Origin of the sequence: Paraburkholderia sp. EG304 (assembly GCF_046543485.1) — a bacterium.
Classification (GTDB): Bacteria; Pseudomonadota; Gammaproteobacteria; order Burkholderiales; family Burkholderiaceae; genus Paraburkholderia; species Paraburkholderia youngii.
Genome location: NZ_JBKGUA010000037.1, coordinates 40,230 through 59,744, shown reverse-complemented (window position 1 = coordinate 59,744; position 19,515 = coordinate 40,230). Strand labels below are relative to the sequence as shown.

The window sequence follows — 19,515 nt, the reverse complement described above, 5'->3', positions numbered from 1 at the left end:
CTAGAACTTCACCCCGACGCCAATACCAATGACCAGCGGATCGAGATGCAAGGCGCCAATTGTCGAGCCGCTAAGCGATGCGTCAGTCTTCATCCATATCTTCTTGATGTCGGCGTTAACGAATAGACTCTTTGATGCCTGCACGTCAATCCCGACCTGCAGCGCAGGACCAAAGCTGTGATTCTTTATAGAGACGGGTACACCTCCCGCATGCAATCCGTTGTTATAAAAGAGCGTGTAGTTGAGTCCGGCACCAACGTACGGTCGAACGCGTCCCGCATGATTAAAATGATATTGCAATAACAATGTCGGTGGCAGCACGTTAACGCCACCAAGGTCGCCGAGATTCGACGTCAGGTGATGACGTGAGGTACCAAGAATCAACTCCACGCCGATGCTGTCCCGTACCATATAAGTGAAATCGACCTCTGGCACCAGCGCGTTGCTTACGCCGACATCGAGCGCGGAAAGCGTGTCAGTGCTGCGAACTTGCGGTTCAATGCTTATCGCGCGGAGGCGTACCAACCAATCACCTGCGTAGTTTCCGACGACTTCACTGTCGGCGGCGTTAGCTGCGTGCGGTACAAATGGTGACATAAGGAGTAGTGCAGCAGCCACATTACGGAGTTGCTTTATCATTGTCATTACCTTTAGCCATTAACCTTCTACACTGTGTCCGAATTCGTGGCCGATAGCGTTGATCGCAATCAACTGATGTTTTACGCAGTGCTTGTGTGCGTTACCGCGTCGCAGGCCATATGAGTTCTTGCACTTCTCCGTCCGCGCTCCGAATTGCGCAATGCGTCCCGAAATGTTTTGCAACCGATCGTGGGATTGCGATATGCCGTGTGGCTCTCCGTAGCACTAAGAAGCCTTAACAATATGATTGCTTTGATCTGTTAACTTCCAACGATTGCTGTTAACCTCGTCATTGTTTCGGTGACGAGGAGGCCATGGCCAAACTACTCGTTGATGCGTTGTGGGCACTCATTGAACCCTTGATGCCCCCACCCAAACCTCGCCGCTCACGGTATCCCGGACGCAAACCACTGGATGACCGGGCCATGCTTACCGGCATCCTGTTCATCTTGCAGACGGGCCTGCGCTGGGACCTGCTGCCCCGCGAGATGGGCTGCGGCAGTGGCATGAGTTGCTGGCGCCGTCTACGAGACTGGCAGGCTGCCGGCGTCTGGGACCGGCTACACGAAGTGGTGCCCGCGAAGCTACGCGAGTCCGACCGGATTGACTGGTCCCGTGTCGTCGTCGACTCCTCCTCGATCCGCGCGGTGGGTGCAGGTCAAAAACGGGACCGAATCCCACCGTCCGCGCGCAACCTGGTTCAAAGCATCCCGCTCGCGGCAATCCTCACCGGCGCCAACCGTCACGATCTCACCCAGCTTCACACGCTGGTTGATGCGATCCCACCCATTGCCGGCAAGCGCGGCCGGCCGCTTTCGAAGCCCCGCATCGTTCAGGGCGATCGGGGCTACGATCACGACAAATACCGCCGTCCGCTGCACGCAGCCGGCATCGCTACCGAAATCGCCCGACGTGGCCACCCTCATGGCAGCGGCCTTGGCAAAACCCGCTGGGTCGTCGAGCGAACCATTTCGTGGCTTCACAACTTCCGGCGACTGCGCATCCGCTTCGAACGCCTTGCCTTCATCCACCAAGCCTTCATCAAACTCCCCTGCTGCATCATCTCTTGGCGAAGGCTGAAGGACTCATTTTGTTAGCGCCTCTAAGTAGCGCTATGAATGGCAAAATGCAGCGCGGAGGAGTCGATCGTCATCTTCTGGTCGACTAACCGCCGACGCTTCGCGAAAGGTCCGGCGCAATCGTCGCGCCGCTCCTAATGTCGATTCTTGCCTTCGCGCTTCGGTCTTGAGGATGCTATTGGAACAGCAACGCAGCCGAAGCCAGCGACGTCGAGCAATTAGGGAGACCCAATATCCATGCTTTCCGGCGGGTTGAACTGCCCCCCCTTTTAGCACTCGACACTGAGCCCAGCCCCGAACGGGTCCACCCCTCACCGGATGATGTCATAGCTGTAATCGGTCTTCGAGATGTCAATCGTGCTTGCATCGAGTGTCTCGAAGAATTCATCCAGCAGCGCTAACAGAACGCGTAATGCCCCCGCATACCCCCACGTCGGATAGCGGTGGTAATGGTGGCGGTCGAAAATCGGAAACACGAGTCGGACGAGCGGCGTACCAGTGTCGCGCTCCAAGTACTTTCCGTGTGTATTGCCGATCAGGAAATCCACTGGTTCCGTAAATAGCAGCGAGCGCAAGTGCCATAGATCGCGCTTTGGATAGACCTTGCATCCTTCACCATATGGCGACGCGTCCAGCAATGCCCTAACCTTTTCCGCCCACCCCTCGTTACCGTTCGTCGAGAGCACGTGCACCGGCTCCGCGCCCAACTCAAGCAGGAAGTTCGTGTAACCGAGCATCTGATCTGGATCGCCATAGAGCGCATACCGCTTGCCGTGCAGACTCGCCTGACTGTCTGCCATCGCATCAACTAGTTGCCCACGCTCCCTTTCAAGTTCAGCCGGGATTGGTCTTCCCGTCACGCGCGAAATCTCCATGAGGAAATGATCTGTACCTGAAACGCCGACAGGCGCATTCAGTGACACGACTTCGTGGCCATGATCGGCGAGGAACTTGCTGGTCTTTTCACAGCAATACTCCTGAAAGACGAACGTTGCCTTGGCGTTCAGCGCACGTTCGACCTCCTCTTTCGTAGTCCCGCCCTCGTACATCCGAAATTCGCCATCAGTCGGCGTGTTCCAAGTTCCCGATGGATCGCAAATAATATTCACGCTTACGCCAAATAAATCGAAGATACGCCGAATCTCCTTCATGTTTCCGACCACGAAGCCGTCGAACCCTCCGATAAAGTTCACGCTCTCGTCAGGAACTCGCAAAAGTGGTGCAGTAGTGCCCGCCTTGCCGTCCCAAAAGTACTTCAGGATGCCCAGGAGCGCATTGTCGTAGCCGGTCACGTGGCTGCCGACAAACGCGGGCGTATGCGCGAACGGCACGTCGTAATCTTGTGGCACGCTGCCCTTCTGCTTGCTATTCTTGATGAACGCGTCGAGGTCGTCGCCAATCACCTCCGCCATGCAGGTCGTGGATACGGCGATCATGTCGGGCTTGTAGAGATTGTATGCATTCGCGAGACCGTCGATCATGTTGTTCAGACCACCGAACACGGCCGCATCCTCTGTCATGGACGAACTGACGCACGACGTCGGCTCTTTAAAATGTCGCGAAAAGTGCGAACGGTAATAGGCCACGCAGCCCTGCGAGCCATGCACGAAAGGCAGTGTCTTATGGAATCCGTTCGCGACGAATACGGCACCAAGAGGCTGACACGCCTTGGCTGGATTTATGGTCAGGGAGTCACGGGCGAAGTTCTTCAGTTTATAATCTTCTGTCTTCGTCCATTCGGCAACCCGCTTTATCGCCTCGTCGGAATGGTTGAACTCGAAGTTATCTTTCTTATTGCGAAGGAGCTCTTGATACTCCGGCTCGCGAAACAGCAGTTCGTGATCGAGAATTTTGTCGCTTGATTGGGGCATGATTGGCTCCTGTATTGATGTTCTATGCAACCGGCGATCGGCGCGGCCATGCCGCTAACAGCGCTCACGCCGCCTTCTTCCACGGTGCTTTCGACAGACTCCAGACAGGACTCGAGATCGCCATGTCCATGTCCCGCGCGAAGATAGCGAAGCCGTCGTAGCCATGATATGGGCCAGAATAATCCCAGCTGTGCATCTGGCGGAATGGGACGCCCATCTTCTGAAAGACGTATTTTTCTTTGATGCCGGAGCCGACGAGGTCTGGTCGCGTATGTTCGACAAACTTCTCGAATTCGTAGCCAGTCACGTCGTCGTAAATCAGAGTGCCTTCTTTTATGTGATGCGTTGTGCGCTGGTAGTCGTCGTTGTGAGCAAACTCGTAGCCGGTACCGACAACTTCCATCCCAAGATCCTCGTACGCGCCTATTACGTGGCGTGGGCGAAGGCCACCTACAAACAGCATCACTTTTTTCGTCTGAAGCCGCGGCTTATATTTGGCTATGACGGCATCCATCAACGGACGGTATTTTGCGATCACCTTCTCGGCGTTTTCCATAATGGTGTCGTCGAATCGGCTTGCAATCTCGCGCAAGCTCTTTTCGATCATTGTCGGGCCGAAAAAATTGTATTCGACCCATGGAGTGCCATACTTCTCCTCCATGTGCCGGCTGATGTAGTTCATCGAACGGTAGCAGTGAAGCAGGTTGAGCTTAGATCGCGGCGTATTCTCAAGTTCTGCGAGAGTGCCATCGCCTGACCACTGCGCGATGACCCGCAGGCCCATTTCCTCGAGGAGAATGCGGCTCGACCACGCATCACCGCCAATGTTGTAGTCGCCAATGATCGCGACATCGTACGGTGTGGACTCCAGCGCGGATCGCTGTCTCGGCTCGACGCGGTCGAACACGCAGTCGCGAATCGCATCGTTTGCGAGGTGATGCCCGAGTGACTGCGATACGCCTCGAAAGCCCTCACAGCGCACCGGTACGATCGTGTGCCCGCCGTACTGCGCGCTCTTCCTTTTAGATACTGCCTCAATATCGTCACCGATGAGGCCGATTGGGCATTCGGTTTGGACGGATATGCCCCTGTTCAGCGGAAACAGCTCCTGAATCTCGTCGACGATCTTATCGAGTTTCTTGTCGCCGCCGAACACAATGTCCTTCTCTTGGAAGTCGGACGTGAATTGCATCGTGACAAACGCATCGATTCCTGTCGTCCCGACGTAGTAGTTGCGGCGCGATCCCCACGAGTACTGCCCGCATCCGACAGGTCCGTGACTGATGTGAATCATGTCCTTGATCGGCCCCCAGACGACGCCCTTCGAGCCCGCGTAAGCGCAGCCCCGAATCGTCATCACCCCCGGCAAAGACTTGATGTTTGACTTCACACCACAGTCAGGCTTGCCCTGTTCGAAGGAACCCAAATGCTTGGCCCGCCGTTTAGCCATTTTTTCAGGGTAAGCTCGCAGCACTTCGTCAATCAAGGCCTTATTAGCAGCTTTGCGTTCTTCAACCGTCGCGGTCATTGAATATCCTATAAGTGAAGACTGTCGTTGGCGGAAACGGTAGCCGTGCGCCGCACGGCAACCGTCGTCCAGCACTCGTCAGGCGGTGAGCTCGGCGGCGGTCTTGCCGACTTGGGACTCATCGACTTGCACCATAATTCCTTTTTCCATCAATAAGTCTTCGAGCTGATCCATTGTGATCGGGGTTGGAATCACGCCATTGCCGCCGTTATGGTGAACCTTCTCCGCAAGCGCGCGATATTGCCCAGCCTGCTCGCTGTCCGGCGCGTACTCAATCACGGTCATCCGACGAAGTTCCGCATGCTGCACAATGTTGTCGCGCGGGACGAAGTGAATCAATTTAGTGCCTAGCATCGCTGCCAGTGATTCGGCCAGTTCAAGTTCCTTGTCGGTTTTGCGCTCGTTGCAAATGAGTCCGCCCAAACGCACACCCCCACTGTTCGCATATTTCAAGATTCCCTTCGAGATGTTATTAGCGGCGTACATCGCCATCATTTCTCCCGACATCACGATGTAAATTTCCTGTGCCTTGTTCTCGCGAATAGGCATTGCGAAGCCACCGCAAACGACGTCGCCGAGCACATCGTATGACACGTAGTCGACTCCGTCGTAGGCGCCATTCTCCTCAAGGAAGTTGATCGATGTGATGACACCCCGACCCGCACAGCCGACGCCTGGCTCAGGCCCGCCCGACTCGACACAGCGGATATTCTTGTAGCCTATCTTCATAACGTCATCGAGTTCGAGGTCTTCGACCGAACCGGCTTCCGCCGCGAGAGAGAGGATGGTGTCCTGAGCTTTCGCGTGCAATATAAGACGTGTCGAGTCGGCCTTGGGATCGCACCCAACGATCAAGATCTTTTGCCCAAGGTCGCTAAGCGCTGCAAGCGTATTCTGCGACGTGGTCGACTTACCGATGCCGCCCTTTCCGTAGAAGGCAATTTGTCGAAGTTGAGACATTGTTTTACTCCATTGAGATTAGAAGGTAAAACCATAGGTGCGAATCAGCACTGAAAAGCCACGACCAAGTCCTCAGCCTGCTGTGTCTATATGGTCTTCTTCTAGAGTCACGCATCGGCCGGAGTGTGTCCGCGCCCTTCGTCCCTGCAACGTCCATGCCACAAGCCCCTGAATCCGCCAAATGCTTGCTCAGCGAGGCCATCCGCAAACTCTCCAATTTCGGCCACCGACAATTTCGACGTCGTCTTCCTGACAAACCGCACGCCCCTTTGCCCCAAATGGACATCCACGTGCAGAGTTGTTGCCCGCTTGACCCGGCTTACCGCAGTATTGGCCAGCATGCAGCATTGGTACGGATGTTGCGAGTTTCTGGCTGCCCGCTGAAAAGGCACGATCCAGCACCAGATTAACTATGCCAAGCTATTTCTCCAATTAGGATTACAGAATGCCTGATACGCTAACCTCTCCTGCACTCAGTGGGACACCATTTGCCCGCCTCGATCGCGAGGGGCGCCTCCTCAACCCCGTCTTTAAGGGCCGCACAAATGCGGCTGACAGGTTCGGCTTTCGCGGTGAGCTGGCGCTACGATTTGGGCCTCACCTCGCCGACGAGGCCCGCCCGCCCGAGCTCTCTTGCGAGCAGGTGATGGCTGTCGCGAATGCTGGCGACCCACACGTCCAATTCTTCGCAGGTTGGTTACTGAGTTTTGAACACTTGACGAATGTCGGAGAAGTACTCGGCGAGGCCCTGTCGCACCACGGCAAGTACTTCCTGTTCTGTGACAACATCGATCTGTCCAGCCGCTTTCAGGTGCCGTACAAAGAAGCGACGTTTTATGTTCTGCCGATACTCGAATCGACAGTCTACAACGAGATGCTCGAACTCCTTTACCTGGAGAAGGGCGACCTCAAGAGGACAGACACTGCCGGGAAGCTCGATGCTATCGTCGATGCGGCGATGCAATTTAGCTTTTCCTTTGACACGATAAGTTACGCGGAAGGCCTCAAACTGATGGGACCGATTCGCGATCCAAATGAAAACAGGCCCGTCTGACGACAGCGTCACGGCAGGTCGCCCGCATGTAATCGCTGCCTCGCGTTTCAGAATGTGACGGCGATTCCAATCACCTCCACCGGAGTGAAAGCATGTCACTGCGCACCAAGACCGCATCACGTCAAACCGCGTCACTCGAGACTCCCCTACTCGAAAGCCCGAGCCACACGCACACGGATATCCCGAACGCCGACGCAGATCTTCATGCACCTCCGTGCGTGGCGGTTGCGAAATGGCTCGATGCTCACGACTTCCAGGACACTCAATCGCGCAGCATTGACGGCATTACGCCCTTAATGCTGGCGGCGCTGCACGGCGAAGACTACATTGTCGCTGCGCTACTCGAATCAGGCGCACGCATCAGCGCCCTCGACGACGAAGGAAACCATGCGCTGTGGTATGCATGTTTGGGCGGCGCACCAGGACCGATCCTTCGGTTGGTCGGTGCAGGACTCGCTCTTGATCACCTAAACGCGGACGATATGACGTGTCTGATGCAGGCGGCCGCCACCGGTCGAATTGAGGTTATGTGGCTGTTGCTGTCGCTCGGCGCGAATGACAGTCTCGTTGCGCCAGACGGCCGTGACGCCCTCGACATGGCTGCCGATTTGGGACTCCAGTTACTGCACGCGGCACACGAACGCAGGAGCCCCAAATTGGTCTCAGCCGGCGAATCGCCTTATTATGGCCCGGGGAGCGCGCGCGGCGTCTTCTCCGATAATGTTTCCCGTTGACCTGCCCCTCGTCATGCCGCTCTACGACTATGTATGTCGCAACTGCAGGTTGCGTTTCGAAACTCTCGTGCGCACGAACTCGCCCGTGGCCTGCCCCCGCTGTCAGAGCACCGAACTGGAGAAGCAGGTCAGTGCACCGTCCGCCCCAGCGCGCAGCAGGGCAATCATCGCTGCGGCCCGCCGTCAAGCGGCGCACGAGGGACATTTCAGCAACTACTCGACGGCGGACCGCAGCAAACTGTTGCGTGAGGGTTAATAAAGGCGCAGCGACAACATGGCCGATGTTACCTTCTTCTCTCTTTCCGTTGTTCTACCTAGAGATAGATCGCGGCCCCCGCACCGACGTTGGTCGCCGTGTCCTTCAAAGTTTTGACGATGTACTTCACATCCTGAACAGTAAGCTGAGTGTGCAGCGGCAACGCGAGTGCTCGATCGCCAATCCGCTCGGTATCGGGCAGACAGCCTCGTCGACCTCCAATAGCATCGGCGGCCTTCATGTAATGAAACTGCTCATGCAACGGATGGCTGTAGGCTGCCGTTTCTACCCCGGAAGCCAGCATGTCGTCGATCATTTGAGCACGCGCGCTGTGAGTAAACCTCTTGCCCAGATGCACGACGTAAAGCATCCAATTCACTTCGTCCACGTCCTCCGCTTGATACGGTGGTTTGATGCCTTCGAAGCTCTCCATCGCTTCATGATACCAGGCTTCGACCCGCTTCCGTTGGGCGAGCCGCTCCTCGAGCCCTGCCAGTTGTGCGAGGCCGAGCGCGGCGGTGATTTCACTCATACCCGCCTGCAGCGGCACCCGGGCACCGAGGGAGACCGACTTTCGATCGGCGCTCAGACGTCGCCTTAAGTAACGCAGTTCGTGCGCCAAGCTGTCGTCGTCCGTGACGAGCATTCCGCCCTCTCCCGCACACAACGCGGAGGGTGGCGAAAAGTCAAAAACCGTCACTTTACCGAACGACCCCACGCAGCGCCCACGGTAGCGTGATCCGAGCGCCTCAGTGCTATCCTCGATCAGGCTCAGACCATTCAAATCGGCAAGCTCGCGCAACGATTGCCACGCGGCAGGATGTCCGTTCGTATTTCCCGCAAGGATTGCACGCGTCCGATCTCCAATCTTCTCTTGTGCCTTCATCGCGTCGAGGCAACCGCTCCAGTAGTCGATGTCGGCAAACACCGGTGTCGCGCCAGCGAGGGTGATCGCATGCGCGATCTGATGCCATGTATGCGATGCGCAGATGACTTCATGGCCTTGACCGATGCCGAGCGCACGCAGCGCAATCCAAGTGCCGAGCGTCCCGCTCGCCACTGCGACCGCATGGACACGGCCGCTCCAGCCTGCGAATGCAGTCTCAAAAGAATCGAGCATTGGTCCGTCGCTCCAGCACGACGATTGCAGGACCGCGTGAACCAGCTCGACCTCCCGCGGCCCGCACGCAGGCTCAGTAAGTGAAATTCCCTCAGTTTCCATCGTAGACTCCGTCTTCTGCAAGGATGAGCATATTGGCCTCACTTGCGTCTGTTGTCACGGAAACACAGACACCTGTCGACGTCGCGAGATAAACGCGGCGGCCCCGAAACTGGAGGAGGGGTTTTTCATTGACAAGCTCGACCGCGCTAATCCGAATGACTCGCACATCGGGATACGACTTCCGCCAGGTTGCGGCAGCCTCCAGCAGCGTCGGTTCGCTCAGCATCAACTCGGCGATAGTACTGATCTGATCTGCTGTAAGTGCCATGTCAGTCGGGCTCACCCGCGACGCGACGCGCTTCTACGGTGACAGGAAGCGTTGTATCGGCCGCCATCTCCGGCAGCTGGAATCGCCAGCCGTTCGCAAGCGTTATCACTCCGCCCCACATCTTCTTGCCATCGATGCAGACGATCTGCTCCTCGAGATCCTTCTTTGGCACGTAGGCGCTGAGTATGCCTTTCCTGTCCATGCGGATCATTAGTTTCACGTTGAGAGTTCCAAGGTCGGTTAAAAGATTCGCACTTCAACAAGTAAATCCAATAAATCTAACGATCGGGCCGAGAAGCACAGCGCTCGTCGTAGGTGGCTCTTGTACTGCGACCAGTGCCTCCCAGCTCTGATAGACCGATATCGTCCTTCTTCCCTTACGACCGTCCAGCCGGGCGCGATCTCGCCCTCAGTGCAGCGACCGCCTGCCCGTCAAAATTGACTGATTGAGCGCATCGCAAGACTCGCAGGCACCACGTATTTCTGGCCATTTCGGCAAGCCTCCAAGCCTTAACCAGAAAGCCGCTTCCGCACCGGCCTAAAATAGACTTCGCCGTTGCAAAGGTCCCGCAACTCCGTGACGCGGATTGCCGACGACTAGACGGGCTCCGTTGACTTGCGAACCGTCCGGTGCATCATAACCATGCGCATTACACGAGCCGCGTCCGACGGTTCCATTGCGGTCAGTTCCCTCGGGGATACGAAGACCTATCCAGCATAGATCGGCCGCATGCTCGCCCAAACGGGCGAGCACGTCATGGGGAAGGTGGTCGAGCGTGCATAGCTCCTTGGCGCGCATGCCGACGCGATGGTCGATTTCGACGAAGTGAACTGCATAGATGTAGAACCGTTGCAGGAAGGTTTCGATTCCGATCACATACCCCACGTCGCCTTTGCTGACGAGCGATTCACCCAAAGCCTTACCGGCGTATGTGCCGTCGTTACGGATGGAGAAGCGCGAAGCGACGCGCTCACCAATGCTGAAGCGAGGCGCAAATGTGAGCTCAATGAGGTCATCGTTGTCAGTTCCAGTCATACTTTTCCTCCGTGACATACCGAACTGCTAGCTCAAGACAACTGCGGTCGATGAATGCGTCAACCGCGTCCGATCGCGCTCACATCAATCCGAGCGACATCGGCACTGACCGCGACGACCGACCGTTGGTCCTCCTTAATAAATGCGAAACCTGACCGATCTGGCGTTTCGATAAAGTCGATCTTCAGACCATCTAGCAAAACGCGGCTTTCTGCCGGCAAGAAAATTCGCAGTCCGTGGACTTCGATGGTCTCGTCGCCGGTCCGAGCCTCTACTTCGGCACTGAATTCGGCGTCATATCCAGAGCATCCGCCGGTCCTGACAAGAAGACGAAAACCAGCACTTGATGGCAAGCCGGAAAAACGCACCACACGGCGCATAAACTTTTCCGCGGCAGCGGTAACAGAAAATTTGGTCAACATGATGTCGGCATGGTAACAGTTAGCAGTCGTTTGACGATTCGTCAATGTGCTGCCCGCGGCTAGCGATGCTAGCTCACCACAATGCACCCGTCCACGGGACAAACCGCCAAGCACTGCGGAGTATCAAACTGTCCTTCGCATACGGTACATTTCTTCGGATCGATCGCGAACACGCCACCTTTCTCGCTTATGGCGACATTCGGGCACTGCGGCTCGCAGGCCGAGCAGCCGGTACAGGTCGAGGCAATGATCTTCAGGGGCATAATGGCACTCCTTGTAATGATGGTTTGTATAGCGCGCGGGCAGCGCCGATCCATTTGTCCGTCTGCCGCTCAATCAGCAGCAGCCGTCGCAGTGATCGACGTCTTCTGCCGGATCCCGGGGGCGCCACGCTCCACGTGCACGGTCACGCCTTTCGTGATGCGGCTGCAATATTCGATGAACCATATCAGCGCGGCTTTTTCGATTGTTTCGTACGCGTACTGGTCCACCGGCTCAATGCCCGCCTGCGACAGCTCCTTGCGCGGACACAAACCGACCTTCGCAACCAGTACAGCGTGGCAATCGCTGATTGCGTGTATGAGCGGTGGCAGGCGATCTTCATCATCATGGCCGCCCCGACAATACGACTCCACGCGGCGGTGTCCCACAAAGATCGCTCCGCCAGCGCTGACCTCGAAAATCTGGAACTCGGAGACATGCCCAAAATGTGCGTTCACGCGGCCGCCTCCCTTCGTCGCGACAGCGATCAGCACCTTCAGGTCGGCCGGCACTTCGCTCGCCTTCACCAAAGCCATTGCAGTCTGTTTCGCGTCGCGCTGCGCATTGCGTTGCACTTCCACTCGGCGCTGATGTTCCCGACGGTAATTAGCGTCGGACCTAGTTTCCATGTCGTCGATCCCGTCGAGCTTGAACTCGTCGCGGCGGTCCTCACTCAGTAGACCTACTGCGTCCGCACGGCACTGACGGCAATGGCGCATTAACGTAGCGCCTCCCTTGCAACGGTCCTGCACGACCATTAACTCGCTAGCAGTAGGGCCACGCTGTCCGTGCAGTCCGAAATACGTGCCATGCTCAGCGTCCGAGATGAGCGGCATGATATTGTGCAGGAAAGCACCGCGCTTCTTCACTTCGCTGTTCACCTCGATCAGGTGTTCGTCATTTATGCCCGGAATCAACACCGAGTTGATCTTCGTCAACACGCCGCGCGCCGTGAGCATTTCGAGCCCTTGCATTTGCCGCTCATGAAGGATCTGCGAGGCCTCCTTGCCCCTGACGCGCCGGTGGTCCCAAAAAATCCACGGATAGATCAATTCACCGACGTTGGGGTCCACCATATTGATGGTGATCGTCACATGCTCAACAGCGTTGCTGCAAATCTCATCGACAAAGTCCGGCAACGCTAGTCCGTTCGTTGACAGACATAGTTTGATGTCCGGAGCGCGCTCGCGGAGCATACGGAAAGTGTCAAAAGTCCTCTTCGGATTGGCGAGCGAGTCACCGGGACCCGCAACGCCCAACACCGTCAACTGCGGAATCTTGGCCGCGACGGCCATAACCTTATTCACGGCCTGCTCCGGCGTCAGCTTCTCCGACACGACGCCGGGTCGCGACTCATTGGAACAGTCATATTTACGATTGCAGTAGTTGCATTGGATGTTGCAGGCGGGCGCCACCGCCACATGCATTCGCGCGTAATGGCGATGCGCTTCTTCCGAAAAACAAGGATGCTTGCTTATCCTGTCCCATACTTCTGCCGGCTCGCGCTCAGGCACGTCCGACGAACTGCAGCCCGACTTGTCTGCGCGGCCGTGGGTGTCGCAGCCGTCGATCTGAACAAGCGAATGTCCGGTCACCCTCAGGGTTAGTGTCTTTTGGATGCCGACAGGCGCAGTCGAGGACAGCGTGCTGGCATTCGCGCAATCTTGCATGGATGTTCTCTCCAAAGCCTCCAGTGGTTCGCCGGCTTTATCAGCGAAATCCATGCCACTCGCTCGAACTCCATTGGTATCGGTACGTGAGTTGGCCAACCAACTCAATGTTCTTCCTACGCGTCTTGACCAAAAGCCGACAACCAAGCCGTATTCTGTCGCTGTCACGACAAAAATAACGCACTCGTCGTGAGCACAAATTGCTTTTGGTAGGCCACTATACGCTCTCAATCACCCGGCACTGCCGGATTGCGCGCGTGGGGCATCCGCGATCCTCCGCCTGAAGGGCAAGCTTCGGCCGTTCGTGTGGCGCCGACAGGGTACCGCAAAGCGTTGTTTTGACGTGTAGACCATCACCTGGCACAACGTTTGCGACCCATGGCCAACAATTGAAGCGATCCGACATGAGCAACCCAATCATCAATGACACGACACTCCGCGACGGCGAGCAAACCGCTGGCGTCGCATTTCGCACAGAGGAAAAGTGCGCGATTGCCGCCGCGCTGTCGCAAGCTGGCGTCTCCGAACTCGATATCGGCATTCCAGCCATGGGCGAAGAGGAAATGGCGTGCATTGATGCGATTGTCGACATGAACCTCGACGCTCGTCTGATGGTTTGGGGGCGACTCACCGACGAGGACCTCAGCGCGGCATTACGCTGCGATGCCGACATGATTCATCTTTCGGTCCCGGTATCGGATATTCACTTGCAACACAAGCTACGACAGCCGCGTAGTTGGGTGCTAGCGCGCATCGCACGCGTCATTGGTAAGGCTGCGAAAAGCCACCCCAAGATCTCCCTCGGTATGGAAGACGCCTCGCGTGCGGACCCCTCGTTCATCTTAGAAGTTGCGCGATGCGCAGAGCAGCATGGGGCTCAGCGCGTTCGATTTGCGGACACCGTAGGCATATTGGATCCTTTCAAGACATTCCACGCTATCGCAGCAATTCGCGCCGCCGTGGACCTGGAAATCGAAATCCATTCGCACGACGACCTCGGACTCGCCACCGCCAACACGCTAGCGGCTCTCTCGGCAGGGGCGACCCACGCCAGCACTACCGTCAACGGCTTGGGTGAGCGGGCCGGCAATGCAGCGCTTGAGGAAGTCGTCATGGGCACGCGACATCTGCTCCGACGAGACACCGGCATTGACGCAACTGCGTTATGCGACATCTCATCGCTGGTCGAACGGGCGTCTGGCCGCGCTATTTCCTCCAACAAGAGCATTGTTGGTAGGGACGTCTTTACGCACGAGTCAGGCATTCATACCGACGGCCTTTCGAAGCACCCCACGACCTACGAGGGATTCGATCCCGCAGAACTAGGCCGGCACCGGTCGACGATACTCGGCAAACATTCTGGATCCCAAAGTGTGCGTGACGCCTACGACGCTCTTGGCGTCAAAGTGTCTGAGCGGCTTGTGCCCCAGTTGCTTGCACGTATCCGGTCATTTGCCACACAGTACAAACAGGCGCCGGGGACAGCCGATCTGCATCGCTTCCTGACGCAAGCACGTGGCACCCGAGTTAAGGTGTCTTGAGGCCGTCATCGGGTGCGCATTGGTCCAATAGGAGAAACTACGTGCAAGAAGTTATCGAACAACTGCATCGCCTGTCGTCCGCGGAAGACTTCCTGCGATTCTTTGACATTTCATACGATGAGAAGGTAGTGAACGTCAGCCGCCTGCACATTCTCAAGCGGTTTTTTCAGTACATCGAGCAACAGAAGGCGCTACCGCGTAATAACGCGGCGGCTGTGTTCTCTATCTATCGATGTTTACTGAATAAGGCCTACAACGACTTCGTCTTGTCCACGCCCGCAGAGCAAAAGGTTTTCAGAGTCTTTCAGGAAGCGGACGGACGGCGGGTCGTCTCACTTGACCAGCTGCGCGCGTCGCTGCCAGCACGCGGCGACGCCTGACCCCGGAGTAGCCAATGCATATTGTCGTTTGCATCAAGCAGGTACCGGACTCGGCACAGATCCGCGTTCACCCTGTCACCAACACCATCATGCGTCAAGGCGTCCCAGCCATCGTAAACCCGTACGATCTGTTCTCGCTGGAGGAAGCGTTGAGGCTAAAGGACCTCTTTGACGGTACTGTAACCACACTCTGCATGGGGCCGCCGCAGGCTGAAGACGCACTTCGCAAATGCGTCAGCTATGGGGCCGACGAGGCTGTACTCGTCACCGATCGCGCTTTCGCTGGCGCCGACACGCTGGCAACGTCATATGCGCTGGCTACCGCGATCCGACAAATCGCCAAGGAACAGCCGGTCGATATGATCTTTACTGGCAAGCAGACTATCGACGGCGACACTGCTCAGGTCGGCCCCGGCATCGCTACACGCATGGGCTTCCAGTTGCTCACCTACGTGTCCAGGATCCTGGAAATCGACCTCACCGCACGCTCGATCGTCGTCGAGCGTCGTGCAGAAGGCGGCGTACACGTACTCAAAACTCGATTGCCATGCTTGGTGACGATGCTTGAGAACACCAACGAACTTCGCTTCGCGTCGCTGCCCAGAATGATCCACGCGGCAGCTTTTCCGGTACGGAAATGGAATCGCGAGCAGGCCGGCATCGAGGACGTTAGCAAAATTGGGCTGAAAGGCTCACATACCGTAGTGAGCAAAGTGTTCGGCCCAACACCGCGCGAGCAAAAAGCCGAGATGCTCACAGTGGATATGGCGAGCCTGCGCGGCGTCTCGTTGGATCTGGTGCATAGGATGTTCGCTCGCCATCCGACTTTGGAGGCAGACGTGCTAATGAAGAGGACCTTATGAACTCGACCGTTGCCGCGAAAAAGCAGCCGGCCTTGAATGCCGGAGGCCGCAACCTGGAGCTACCCGAACATCTGAAAAACTACACCGGTGTCTGGGTCTTCCTTGAGCACGACCGCGGCCACGTGCATAGCGTGTCTTGGGAACTGCTCGGCGAGGCGCGCAAGCTTGCAGACAAACTTGGCAGCAACGTCTGCGTGGCGGTGCTCGGCGGCACGGATGAGCCCCTCGAAAAGTTTTCAACTGAGGCGTTCAGCCTTGGAGCAGACAAAGCCTATGTCATTCACGACCCAGTGTTGCGTGGCTATCGCAATGAGCCATTCACGAAGGGGCTGACCGATCTGGTCAACAAATACCACCCTGAAATTCTACTGCTCGGCGCGACCTCGATGGGCCGGGATCTCGCCGGCTCCGTTGCGACAACCCTGCTCACTGGGCTCACCGCCGACTGCACCGAACTGAACATCGATCCGACCTCCCGGTCACTGGCGGCCACCCGTCCGACGTTTGGCGGCTCATTGCTCTGCACGATCATGACGCTTGCATATCGCCCGCAGATGGCGACGGTACGCCCACGGGTCATGGCGATGCCCTCAGCGCAAGAAGGCCGCGTCGGCGAGGTCGTGCAGGAAACACTGGGGCTCGTCGAAGCCGACATTGCCACCAAATTGCTCGACTTTGTCGCCGATACGACGAGTTCTCAGATCAACCTTCCGTATGCGGATGTGATCGTCAGCGGCGGCAAGGGTCTCAAAACTCCGGAGAATTTTGGACTCGCGTTTGATCTGGCGCGCGTACTCCGTGGTGAAGTCGGCGCTACGCGCCCGTGCGTGCAGGCAGGTTGGGTCGAGGCGGATCGACAAGTCGGGCAAACTGGCAAAACCGTGCGGCCAAAACTTTATATCGCAGCCGGCATCTCGGGGGCAATCCAGCATCGCGTCGGCATGGAAAGCTCGGACGTGATTGTCGCAATCAACACCGATCCCAACGCACCTATTTTCGATTGCGCGCATTACGGCATCGTCGGGGACGCACTGCAGTTCCTGCCCGCGCTAACGCACGCCTGCAAGGAACACTTGGCACTTCGGCAAATGCGAGACACCAGGAGAGTTAGATGAGAGAATCGTCGCAATTCGACGCGATCGTCGTGGGTGCCGGACCGTCGGGCAACGCTGCGGCCTATGTTATGGCTAAAGGTGGACTCAAAGTACTTCAAATCGAACGCGGCGAATATCCCGGTAGCAAGAACGTTCAAGGTGCGATTCTTTACGCCAATGCACTTGAAGAAATCATCCCAGACTTCCGTGACGACGCGCCACTTGAGCGCCACATCATTGAACAGCGCATGTGGATGCTCGACGATACTTCGTTTGTGGGCACACACACGCGTAGCGACGACTATAACAACCCACCGTATAACCGCTACACGATCATACGGGCGCAATTCGACAAGTGGTTTTCGTCGAAGGTCCGTGAGGCCGGTGCCTTACTGATCTGCGAGACTACGGTGAATGACCTGATTCTTGACGGAGACCAAGTTGTCGGCGTCCAGTGCGACCGCGAACACGGCGAAGTTTATGCGGATGTCGTGATTCTCGCTGACGGCGTCAACTCAACTTTGGCCCGCAAAGCGGGCTTTCATGGTGAGATCGAAGCGCGCAACGTCGCACTAGCTGTGAAAGAGATCCTCTTCATGCCCGAGGAGACAATTCGCGAGAGGTTTAACGTTGCCGATCAAGAAGGCGTTGTAATAGAGATGGTTGGACGAATCACAGATGGCATGGCAGGAACTGGGTTTCTTTACACGAACAAGGAGTCGCTGACGATCGGCGTCGGCTGTATGCTGAGCGACTTCAAGAAAAACTCTAATCGCACAACCCCGTATCTGCTTCTCGAGAAAATGAAGCGTCACCCGTCCATCGCTCCCCTTATCGCGGGTGGCGAGATGAAGGAGTACTGCGCGCATCTCATTCCCGAAGGAGGGTTTAATGCGATCCCGCAAGTATACGGTAACGGCTGGATGATCGTCGGTGACTCGGGCGGCTTCGTCAACGCCGCGCACCGAGAAGGCTCGAATCTCGCAATGACGACGGGGCGCCTCGCCGCCGAGACAGCAATAGCCGCCAAAGCGGCCGGCCGCCACGGCTACCGTGCCAGCACGCTGTCAGCGTATAAGGCCGCGCTAGACAAGAGTTTCGTGATGAAGGACTTGCACAAGTACCGCGATATGCCGAAGGTCTTACACCATAATCCCCAGTTCTTTACCACATACCCTGATCTCGTCGCGAAAGCGGCCCGCACTATGATGACGGTCGATGGCATCGACAAGAAGACCAAGAAGCGCGAGGTCATAGCCAGCTTCCGTAAAAGTCGCTCAGTGGCAGGGCTGATCGGCGACGCATACAAATTCTGGAGGGCTTTCCGATGAATAATACGATCACTGCCAACATCGACGAAAAGCTGTTTCAAAATCGCTACCGAGTGGACGTCGGGCGGCCGCACGTCCGCATAAAAGACGTGGACATTTGCACAAACGATTGCACAGAAAAGAGCTGTACATTCGTGTGTCCCGCCTCCTGCTATCGGAACGAGAACGACGGCTCAGTCACGTTGGTCACCGACGGCTGCCTCGAATGCGGTAGTTGCCGCATTTTGTGCACCGACCACCACAATGTTGAATGGGCCTATCCGCGCGGGGGATATGGCATACAGTTCAAATTCGGCTAAACGAACAAGCTCAGTATCGCTCCGCGGCTGAGCGCCTTATCACATCCGGAGAAACTTTGATGAATCTCATTACTGGTATCGAGTCGACGGATCTATTCGGCGGTGAAGTCCCGGCCGGCGTACTACAGCTGATCGAGAGAACCCGCCGCGGCAGCGATGACGATGTGGCCGCCGCGTTGTGGACTGCCATCCTGTCCTATCCGCGCTGCCTGCCACCCTACTATCTGCTATATAAGTTCCATGCAAACCGGGGAGAACTTGGCGAGGCGCATAGAGTTGCAACGAGGGCTTTGGCGGTCGCTGCCTGGGAAGCGTCGATCAGCGGTGATTGGTGCGCGGTGCAGCCGGGCGACGCGGACTTCTCCATTCCCGGGCCGCCGCGCTTTTGGCTCTTTACGCTGAAGGCGCTTGCGTTCATCAGCGTACGGCGTGGCGAACGGGCCCTTGCACTGAAGCTGATTGCCAAACTACGCTGGCTGGACCCGATTGATTGCATCGGTTTCGAGGTCGTCGAAGCCTTACTCGCGCAGTCAGAACACGGCAATCGCAAACTGACGAATTGACAGACAGCAATTCGTCACTAGAAGGGGAACTCCCACGATTCATTGGAGCTTTTCCGCATGCCCAATCGAAATGCGTGGTCAGCTTTGTAATGCTCAATCCTTCCGGCACGGTGCATAGCACCTTCTCAACAACAAGCAGACCATGACTTCGTGCGTGTTCGGTGCGGAAGGCAATCCCGGTATCGTCAATGTCGCGTCTACCTTCATGCAGGGGTGCACATCAATCCGTGCCGAAGGTTGCGAGCGAGTTCCGGACCTCGCCGCTGACGACGTCGCAATCCCCGAACAGCTAATGCAATTCTAGTTCGAAAAGCATGAGTACAACGGGCCGCCAGCGGAGTTGAGCATCCTTTCGTGCGATGTTGGGGGCGGCTGTTCTGCTCGTATCAGTAGCAATCCAGTTGGCCGAATGCAATGGAGACGATGTGGCACCGCCGCTTACTG

General features: G+C 56.9%; 22 protein-coding genes. 11 read left to right on the top strand and 11 right to left on the bottom strand.

Features of this window, described 5'->3' with window-relative positions; all coding sequences use genetic code 11:
• Positions 1-645, bottom strand: a complete 645-nt coding sequence (locus ACLFKU_RS31425) for an OmpW/AlkL family protein (RefSeq protein ID WP_410851702.1) — start codon at positions 643-645, stop codon at positions 1-3.
• 308 nt (positions 646-953) lie between these two features.
• On the opposite strand from ACLFKU_RS31425, the gene ACLFKU_RS31420 reads away from it, so the two are divergent.
• A complete protein-coding gene (locus ACLFKU_RS31420) occupies positions 954-1,736 on the top strand; it encodes an IS5 family transposase (protein WP_410851701.1) in 783 nt (260 codons plus the stop codon).
• 293 nt (positions 1,737-2,029) lie between these two features.
• Here ACLFKU_RS31420 and nifK read toward each other — a convergent pair whose 3' ends face one another.
• The 3 genes from nifK to nifH all read right to left on the bottom strand — a co-directional run bounded on the left by nifK (position 2,030) and on the right by nifH (position 6,077).
• Positions 2,030-3,589 carry a nitrogenase molybdenum-iron protein subunit beta gene (gene nifK, locus ACLFKU_RS31415; RefSeq protein ID WP_410851700.1) on the bottom strand — a complete coding sequence of 520 codons (1,560 nt, stop codon included), beginning with the start codon at positions 3,587-3,589 and terminating at the stop codon, positions 2,030-2,032.
• A 64-nt stretch (positions 3,590-3,653) separates the two neighbouring features.
• Positions 3,654-5,117: a nitrogenase molybdenum-iron protein alpha chain gene (nifD, locus tag ACLFKU_RS31410; RefSeq protein ID WP_410851699.1), complete on the bottom strand. Its 1,464-nt coding sequence runs from the start codon at positions 5,115-5,117 to the stop codon at positions 3,654-3,656.
• A gap of 78 nt (positions 5,118-5,195) precedes the next feature.
• Positions 5,196-6,077 (bottom strand): nitrogenase iron protein, encoded by an 882-nt coding sequence (nifH, locus tag ACLFKU_RS31405; RefSeq protein WP_018435029.1) that lies wholly within the window; start codon positions 6,075-6,077, stop codon positions 5,196-5,198.
• A gap of 445 nt (positions 6,078-6,522) precedes the next feature.
• Here nifH and ACLFKU_RS31400 point away from each other — a divergent pair, with 445 nt between their 5' ends.
• The 3 genes from ACLFKU_RS31400 (at position 6,523) to ACLFKU_RS31390 (ending at position 8,121) form a co-directional block, all read left to right on the top strand.
• Complete coding sequence (locus tag ACLFKU_RS31400) at positions 6,523-7,131, top strand: hypothetical protein (RefSeq protein WP_018435028.1); 609 nt, start codon at positions 6,523-6,525, stop codon at positions 7,129-7,131.
• Positions 7,132-7,223: 92 nt separating this feature from the next.
• Complete coding sequence (locus ACLFKU_RS31395; protein WP_410851698.1) at positions 7,224-7,865, top strand: ankyrin repeat domain-containing protein; 642 nt, start codon at positions 7,224-7,226, stop codon at positions 7,863-7,865.
• Between the two features lie 13 nt (positions 7,866-7,878).
• Positions 7,879-8,121, top strand: a complete 243-nt coding sequence (locus ACLFKU_RS31390) for an FmdB family zinc ribbon protein (RefSeq protein WP_035491037.1) — start codon at positions 7,879-7,881, stop codon at positions 8,119-8,121.
• Positions 8,122-8,179: 58 nt separating this feature from the next.
• Here the strand turns inward: ACLFKU_RS31390 and ACLFKU_RS31385 are convergent, their stop codons facing one another.
• The 7 genes from ACLFKU_RS31385 to nifB form a co-directional block, all read right to left on the bottom strand.
• On the bottom strand, positions 8,180-9,343 hold the full coding sequence (locus tag ACLFKU_RS31385; RefSeq protein ID WP_368587270.1) for a DegT/DnrJ/EryC1/StrS family aminotransferase: 1,164 nt from the start codon (positions 9,341-9,343) through the stop codon (positions 8,180-8,182).
• Positions 9,333-9,611, bottom strand: a complete 279-nt coding sequence (locus ACLFKU_RS31380; protein WP_026228609.1) for a hypothetical protein — start codon at positions 9,609-9,611, stop codon at positions 9,333-9,335. Before ACLFKU_RS31380 ends, ACLFKU_RS31385 begins: the two co-directional genes overlap by 11 nt.
• 1 nt (position 9,612) lies before the next feature.
• On the bottom strand, positions 9,613-9,831 hold the full coding sequence (gene nifT / locus ACLFKU_RS31375; protein WP_184228259.1) for a putative nitrogen fixation protein NifT: 219 nt from the start codon (positions 9,829-9,831) through the stop codon (positions 9,613-9,615).
• A 318-nt stretch (positions 9,832-10,149) separates the two neighbouring features.
• On the bottom strand, positions 10,150-10,647 hold the full coding sequence (locus ACLFKU_RS31370) for a nitrogen fixation protein NifZ (protein WP_410851697.1): 498 nt from the start codon (positions 10,645-10,647) through the stop codon (positions 10,150-10,152).
• A 59-nt stretch (positions 10,648-10,706) separates the two neighbouring features.
• Positions 10,707-11,069, bottom strand: a complete 363-nt coding sequence (locus ACLFKU_RS31365) for a HesB/IscA family protein (RefSeq protein ID WP_368587268.1) — start codon at positions 11,067-11,069, stop codon at positions 10,707-10,709.
• A 68-nt stretch (positions 11,070-11,137) separates the two neighbouring features.
• A complete protein-coding gene (locus ACLFKU_RS31360; protein ID WP_084598351.1) occupies positions 11,138-11,332 on the bottom strand; it encodes a 4Fe-4S binding protein in 195 nt (64 codons plus the stop codon).
• 69 nt (positions 11,333-11,401) lie between these two features.
• On the bottom strand, positions 11,402-13,000 hold the full coding sequence (gene nifB / locus ACLFKU_RS31355; protein ID WP_410851709.1) for a nitrogenase cofactor biosynthesis protein NifB: 1,599 nt from the start codon (positions 12,998-13,000) through the stop codon (positions 11,402-11,404).
• Between the two features lie 404 nt (positions 13,001-13,404).
• Between nifB and nifV the strand changes: the two genes are divergently transcribed.
• The 7 genes from nifV to ACLFKU_RS31320 are packed head-to-tail and all read left to right on the top strand — an operon-like array spanning position 13,405 to position 19,071.
• Positions 13,405-14,541, top strand: coding sequence for a homocitrate synthase (gene nifV, locus ACLFKU_RS31350; protein WP_410851696.1), 1,137 nt, complete (start codon positions 13,405-13,407; stop codon positions 14,539-14,541).
• A 41-nt stretch (positions 14,542-14,582) separates the two neighbouring features.
• Positions 14,583-14,921 carry a nitrogenase stabilizing/protective protein NifW gene (gene nifW / locus ACLFKU_RS31345; protein WP_410851695.1) on the top strand — a complete coding sequence of 113 codons (339 nt, stop codon included), beginning with the start codon at positions 14,583-14,585 and terminating at the stop codon, positions 14,919-14,921.
• A 14-nt stretch (positions 14,922-14,935) separates the two neighbouring features.
• Positions 14,936-15,784, top strand: coding sequence for an electron transfer flavoprotein subunit beta/FixA family protein (locus tag ACLFKU_RS31340; RefSeq protein WP_410851694.1), 849 nt, complete (start codon positions 14,936-14,938; stop codon positions 15,782-15,784).
• Positions 15,781-16,899 (top strand): electron transfer flavoprotein subunit alpha/FixB family protein, encoded by a 1,119-nt coding sequence (locus tag ACLFKU_RS31335; protein ID WP_410851693.1) that lies wholly within the window; start codon positions 15,781-15,783, stop codon positions 16,897-16,899. Before ACLFKU_RS31340 ends, ACLFKU_RS31335 begins: the two co-directional genes overlap by 4 nt.
• A complete protein-coding gene (locus ACLFKU_RS31330; RefSeq protein ID WP_410851692.1) occupies positions 16,896-18,209 on the top strand; it encodes an FAD-dependent monooxygenase in 1,314 nt (437 codons plus the stop codon). Before ACLFKU_RS31335 ends, ACLFKU_RS31330 begins: the two co-directional genes overlap by 4 nt.
• Positions 18,206-18,508: a ferredoxin family protein gene (locus ACLFKU_RS31325; RefSeq protein ID WP_018435014.1), complete on the top strand. Its 303-nt coding sequence runs from the start codon at positions 18,206-18,208 to the stop codon at positions 18,506-18,508. Before ACLFKU_RS31330 ends, ACLFKU_RS31325 begins: the two co-directional genes overlap by 4 nt.
• 59 nt (positions 18,509-18,567) lie before the next feature.
• Positions 18,568-19,071, top strand: coding sequence for a hypothetical protein (locus ACLFKU_RS31320; RefSeq protein ID WP_026228606.1), 504 nt, complete (start codon positions 18,568-18,570; stop codon positions 19,069-19,071).
• The last annotated feature ends 444 nt before the right edge of the window (positions 19,072-19,515 follow it).

Coding starts and splice junctions, on each gene's coding strand:
- ACLFKU_RS31425 (WP_410851702.1), bottom strand. CDS start 645: ATGACAATGATAAAGCAACTCCGTAATGTGGCTGCTGCACTACTCCTT.
- ACLFKU_RS31420 (WP_410851701.1), top strand. CDS start 954: ATGGCCAAACTACTCGTTGATGCGTTGTGGGCACTCATTGAACCCTTG.
- nifK (WP_410851700.1), bottom strand. CDS start 3,589: ATGCCCCAATCAAGCGACAAAATTCTCGATCACGAACTGCTGTTTCGC.
- nifD (WP_410851699.1), bottom strand. CDS start 5,117: ATGACCGCGACGGTTGAAGAACGCAAAGCTGCTAATAAGGCCTTGATT.
- nifH (WP_018435029.1), bottom strand. CDS start 6,077: ATGTCTCAACTTCGACAAATTGCCTTCTACGGAAAGGGCGGCATCGGT.
- ACLFKU_RS31400 (WP_018435028.1), top strand. CDS start 6,523: ATGCCTGATACGCTAACCTCTCCTGCACTCAGTGGGACACCATTTGCC.
- ACLFKU_RS31395 (WP_410851698.1), top strand. CDS start 7,224: ATGTCACTGCGCACCAAGACCGCATCACGTCAAACCGCGTCACTCGAG.
- ACLFKU_RS31390 (WP_035491037.1), top strand. CDS start 7,879: ATGCCGCTCTACGACTATGTATGTCGCAACTGCAGGTTGCGTTTCGAA.
- ACLFKU_RS31385 (WP_368587270.1), bottom strand. CDS start 9,343: ATGGAAACTGAGGGAATTTCACTTACTGAGCCTGCGTGCGGGCCGCGG.
- ACLFKU_RS31380 (WP_026228609.1), bottom strand. CDS start 9,611: ATGGCACTTACAGCAGATCAGATCAGTACTATCGCCGAGTTGATGCTG.
- ACLFKU_RS31370 (WP_410851697.1), bottom strand. CDS start 10,647: ATGACTGGAACTGACAACGATGACCTCATTGAGCTCACATTTGCGCCT.
- ACLFKU_RS31365 (WP_368587268.1), bottom strand. CDS start 11,069: ATGTTGACCAAATTTTCTGTTACCGCTGCCGCGGAAAAGTTTATGCGC.
- ACLFKU_RS31360 (WP_084598351.1), bottom strand. CDS start 11,332: ATGCCCCTGAAGATCATTGCCTCGACCTGTACCGGCTGCTCGGCCTGC.
- nifB (WP_410851709.1), bottom strand. CDS start 13,000: ATGCAAGATTGCGCGAATGCCAGCACGCTGTCCTCGACTGCGCCTGTC.
- nifV (WP_410851696.1), top strand. CDS start 13,405: ATGAGCAACCCAATCATCAATGACACGACACTCCGCGACGGCGAGCAA.
- ACLFKU_RS31340 (WP_410851694.1), top strand. CDS start 14,936: ATGCATATTGTCGTTTGCATCAAGCAGGTACCGGACTCGGCACAGATC.
- ACLFKU_RS31335 (WP_410851693.1), top strand. CDS start 15,781: ATGAACTCGACCGTTGCCGCGAAAAAGCAGCCGGCCTTGAATGCCGGA.
- ACLFKU_RS31330 (WP_410851692.1), top strand. CDS start 16,896: ATGAGAGAATCGTCGCAATTCGACGCGATCGTCGTGGGTGCCGGACCG.
- ACLFKU_RS31325 (WP_018435014.1), top strand. CDS start 18,206: ATGAATAATACGATCACTGCCAACATCGACGAAAAGCTGTTTCAAAAT.
- ACLFKU_RS31320 (WP_026228606.1), top strand. CDS start 18,568: ATGAATCTCATTACTGGTATCGAGTCGACGGATCTATTCGGCGGTGAA.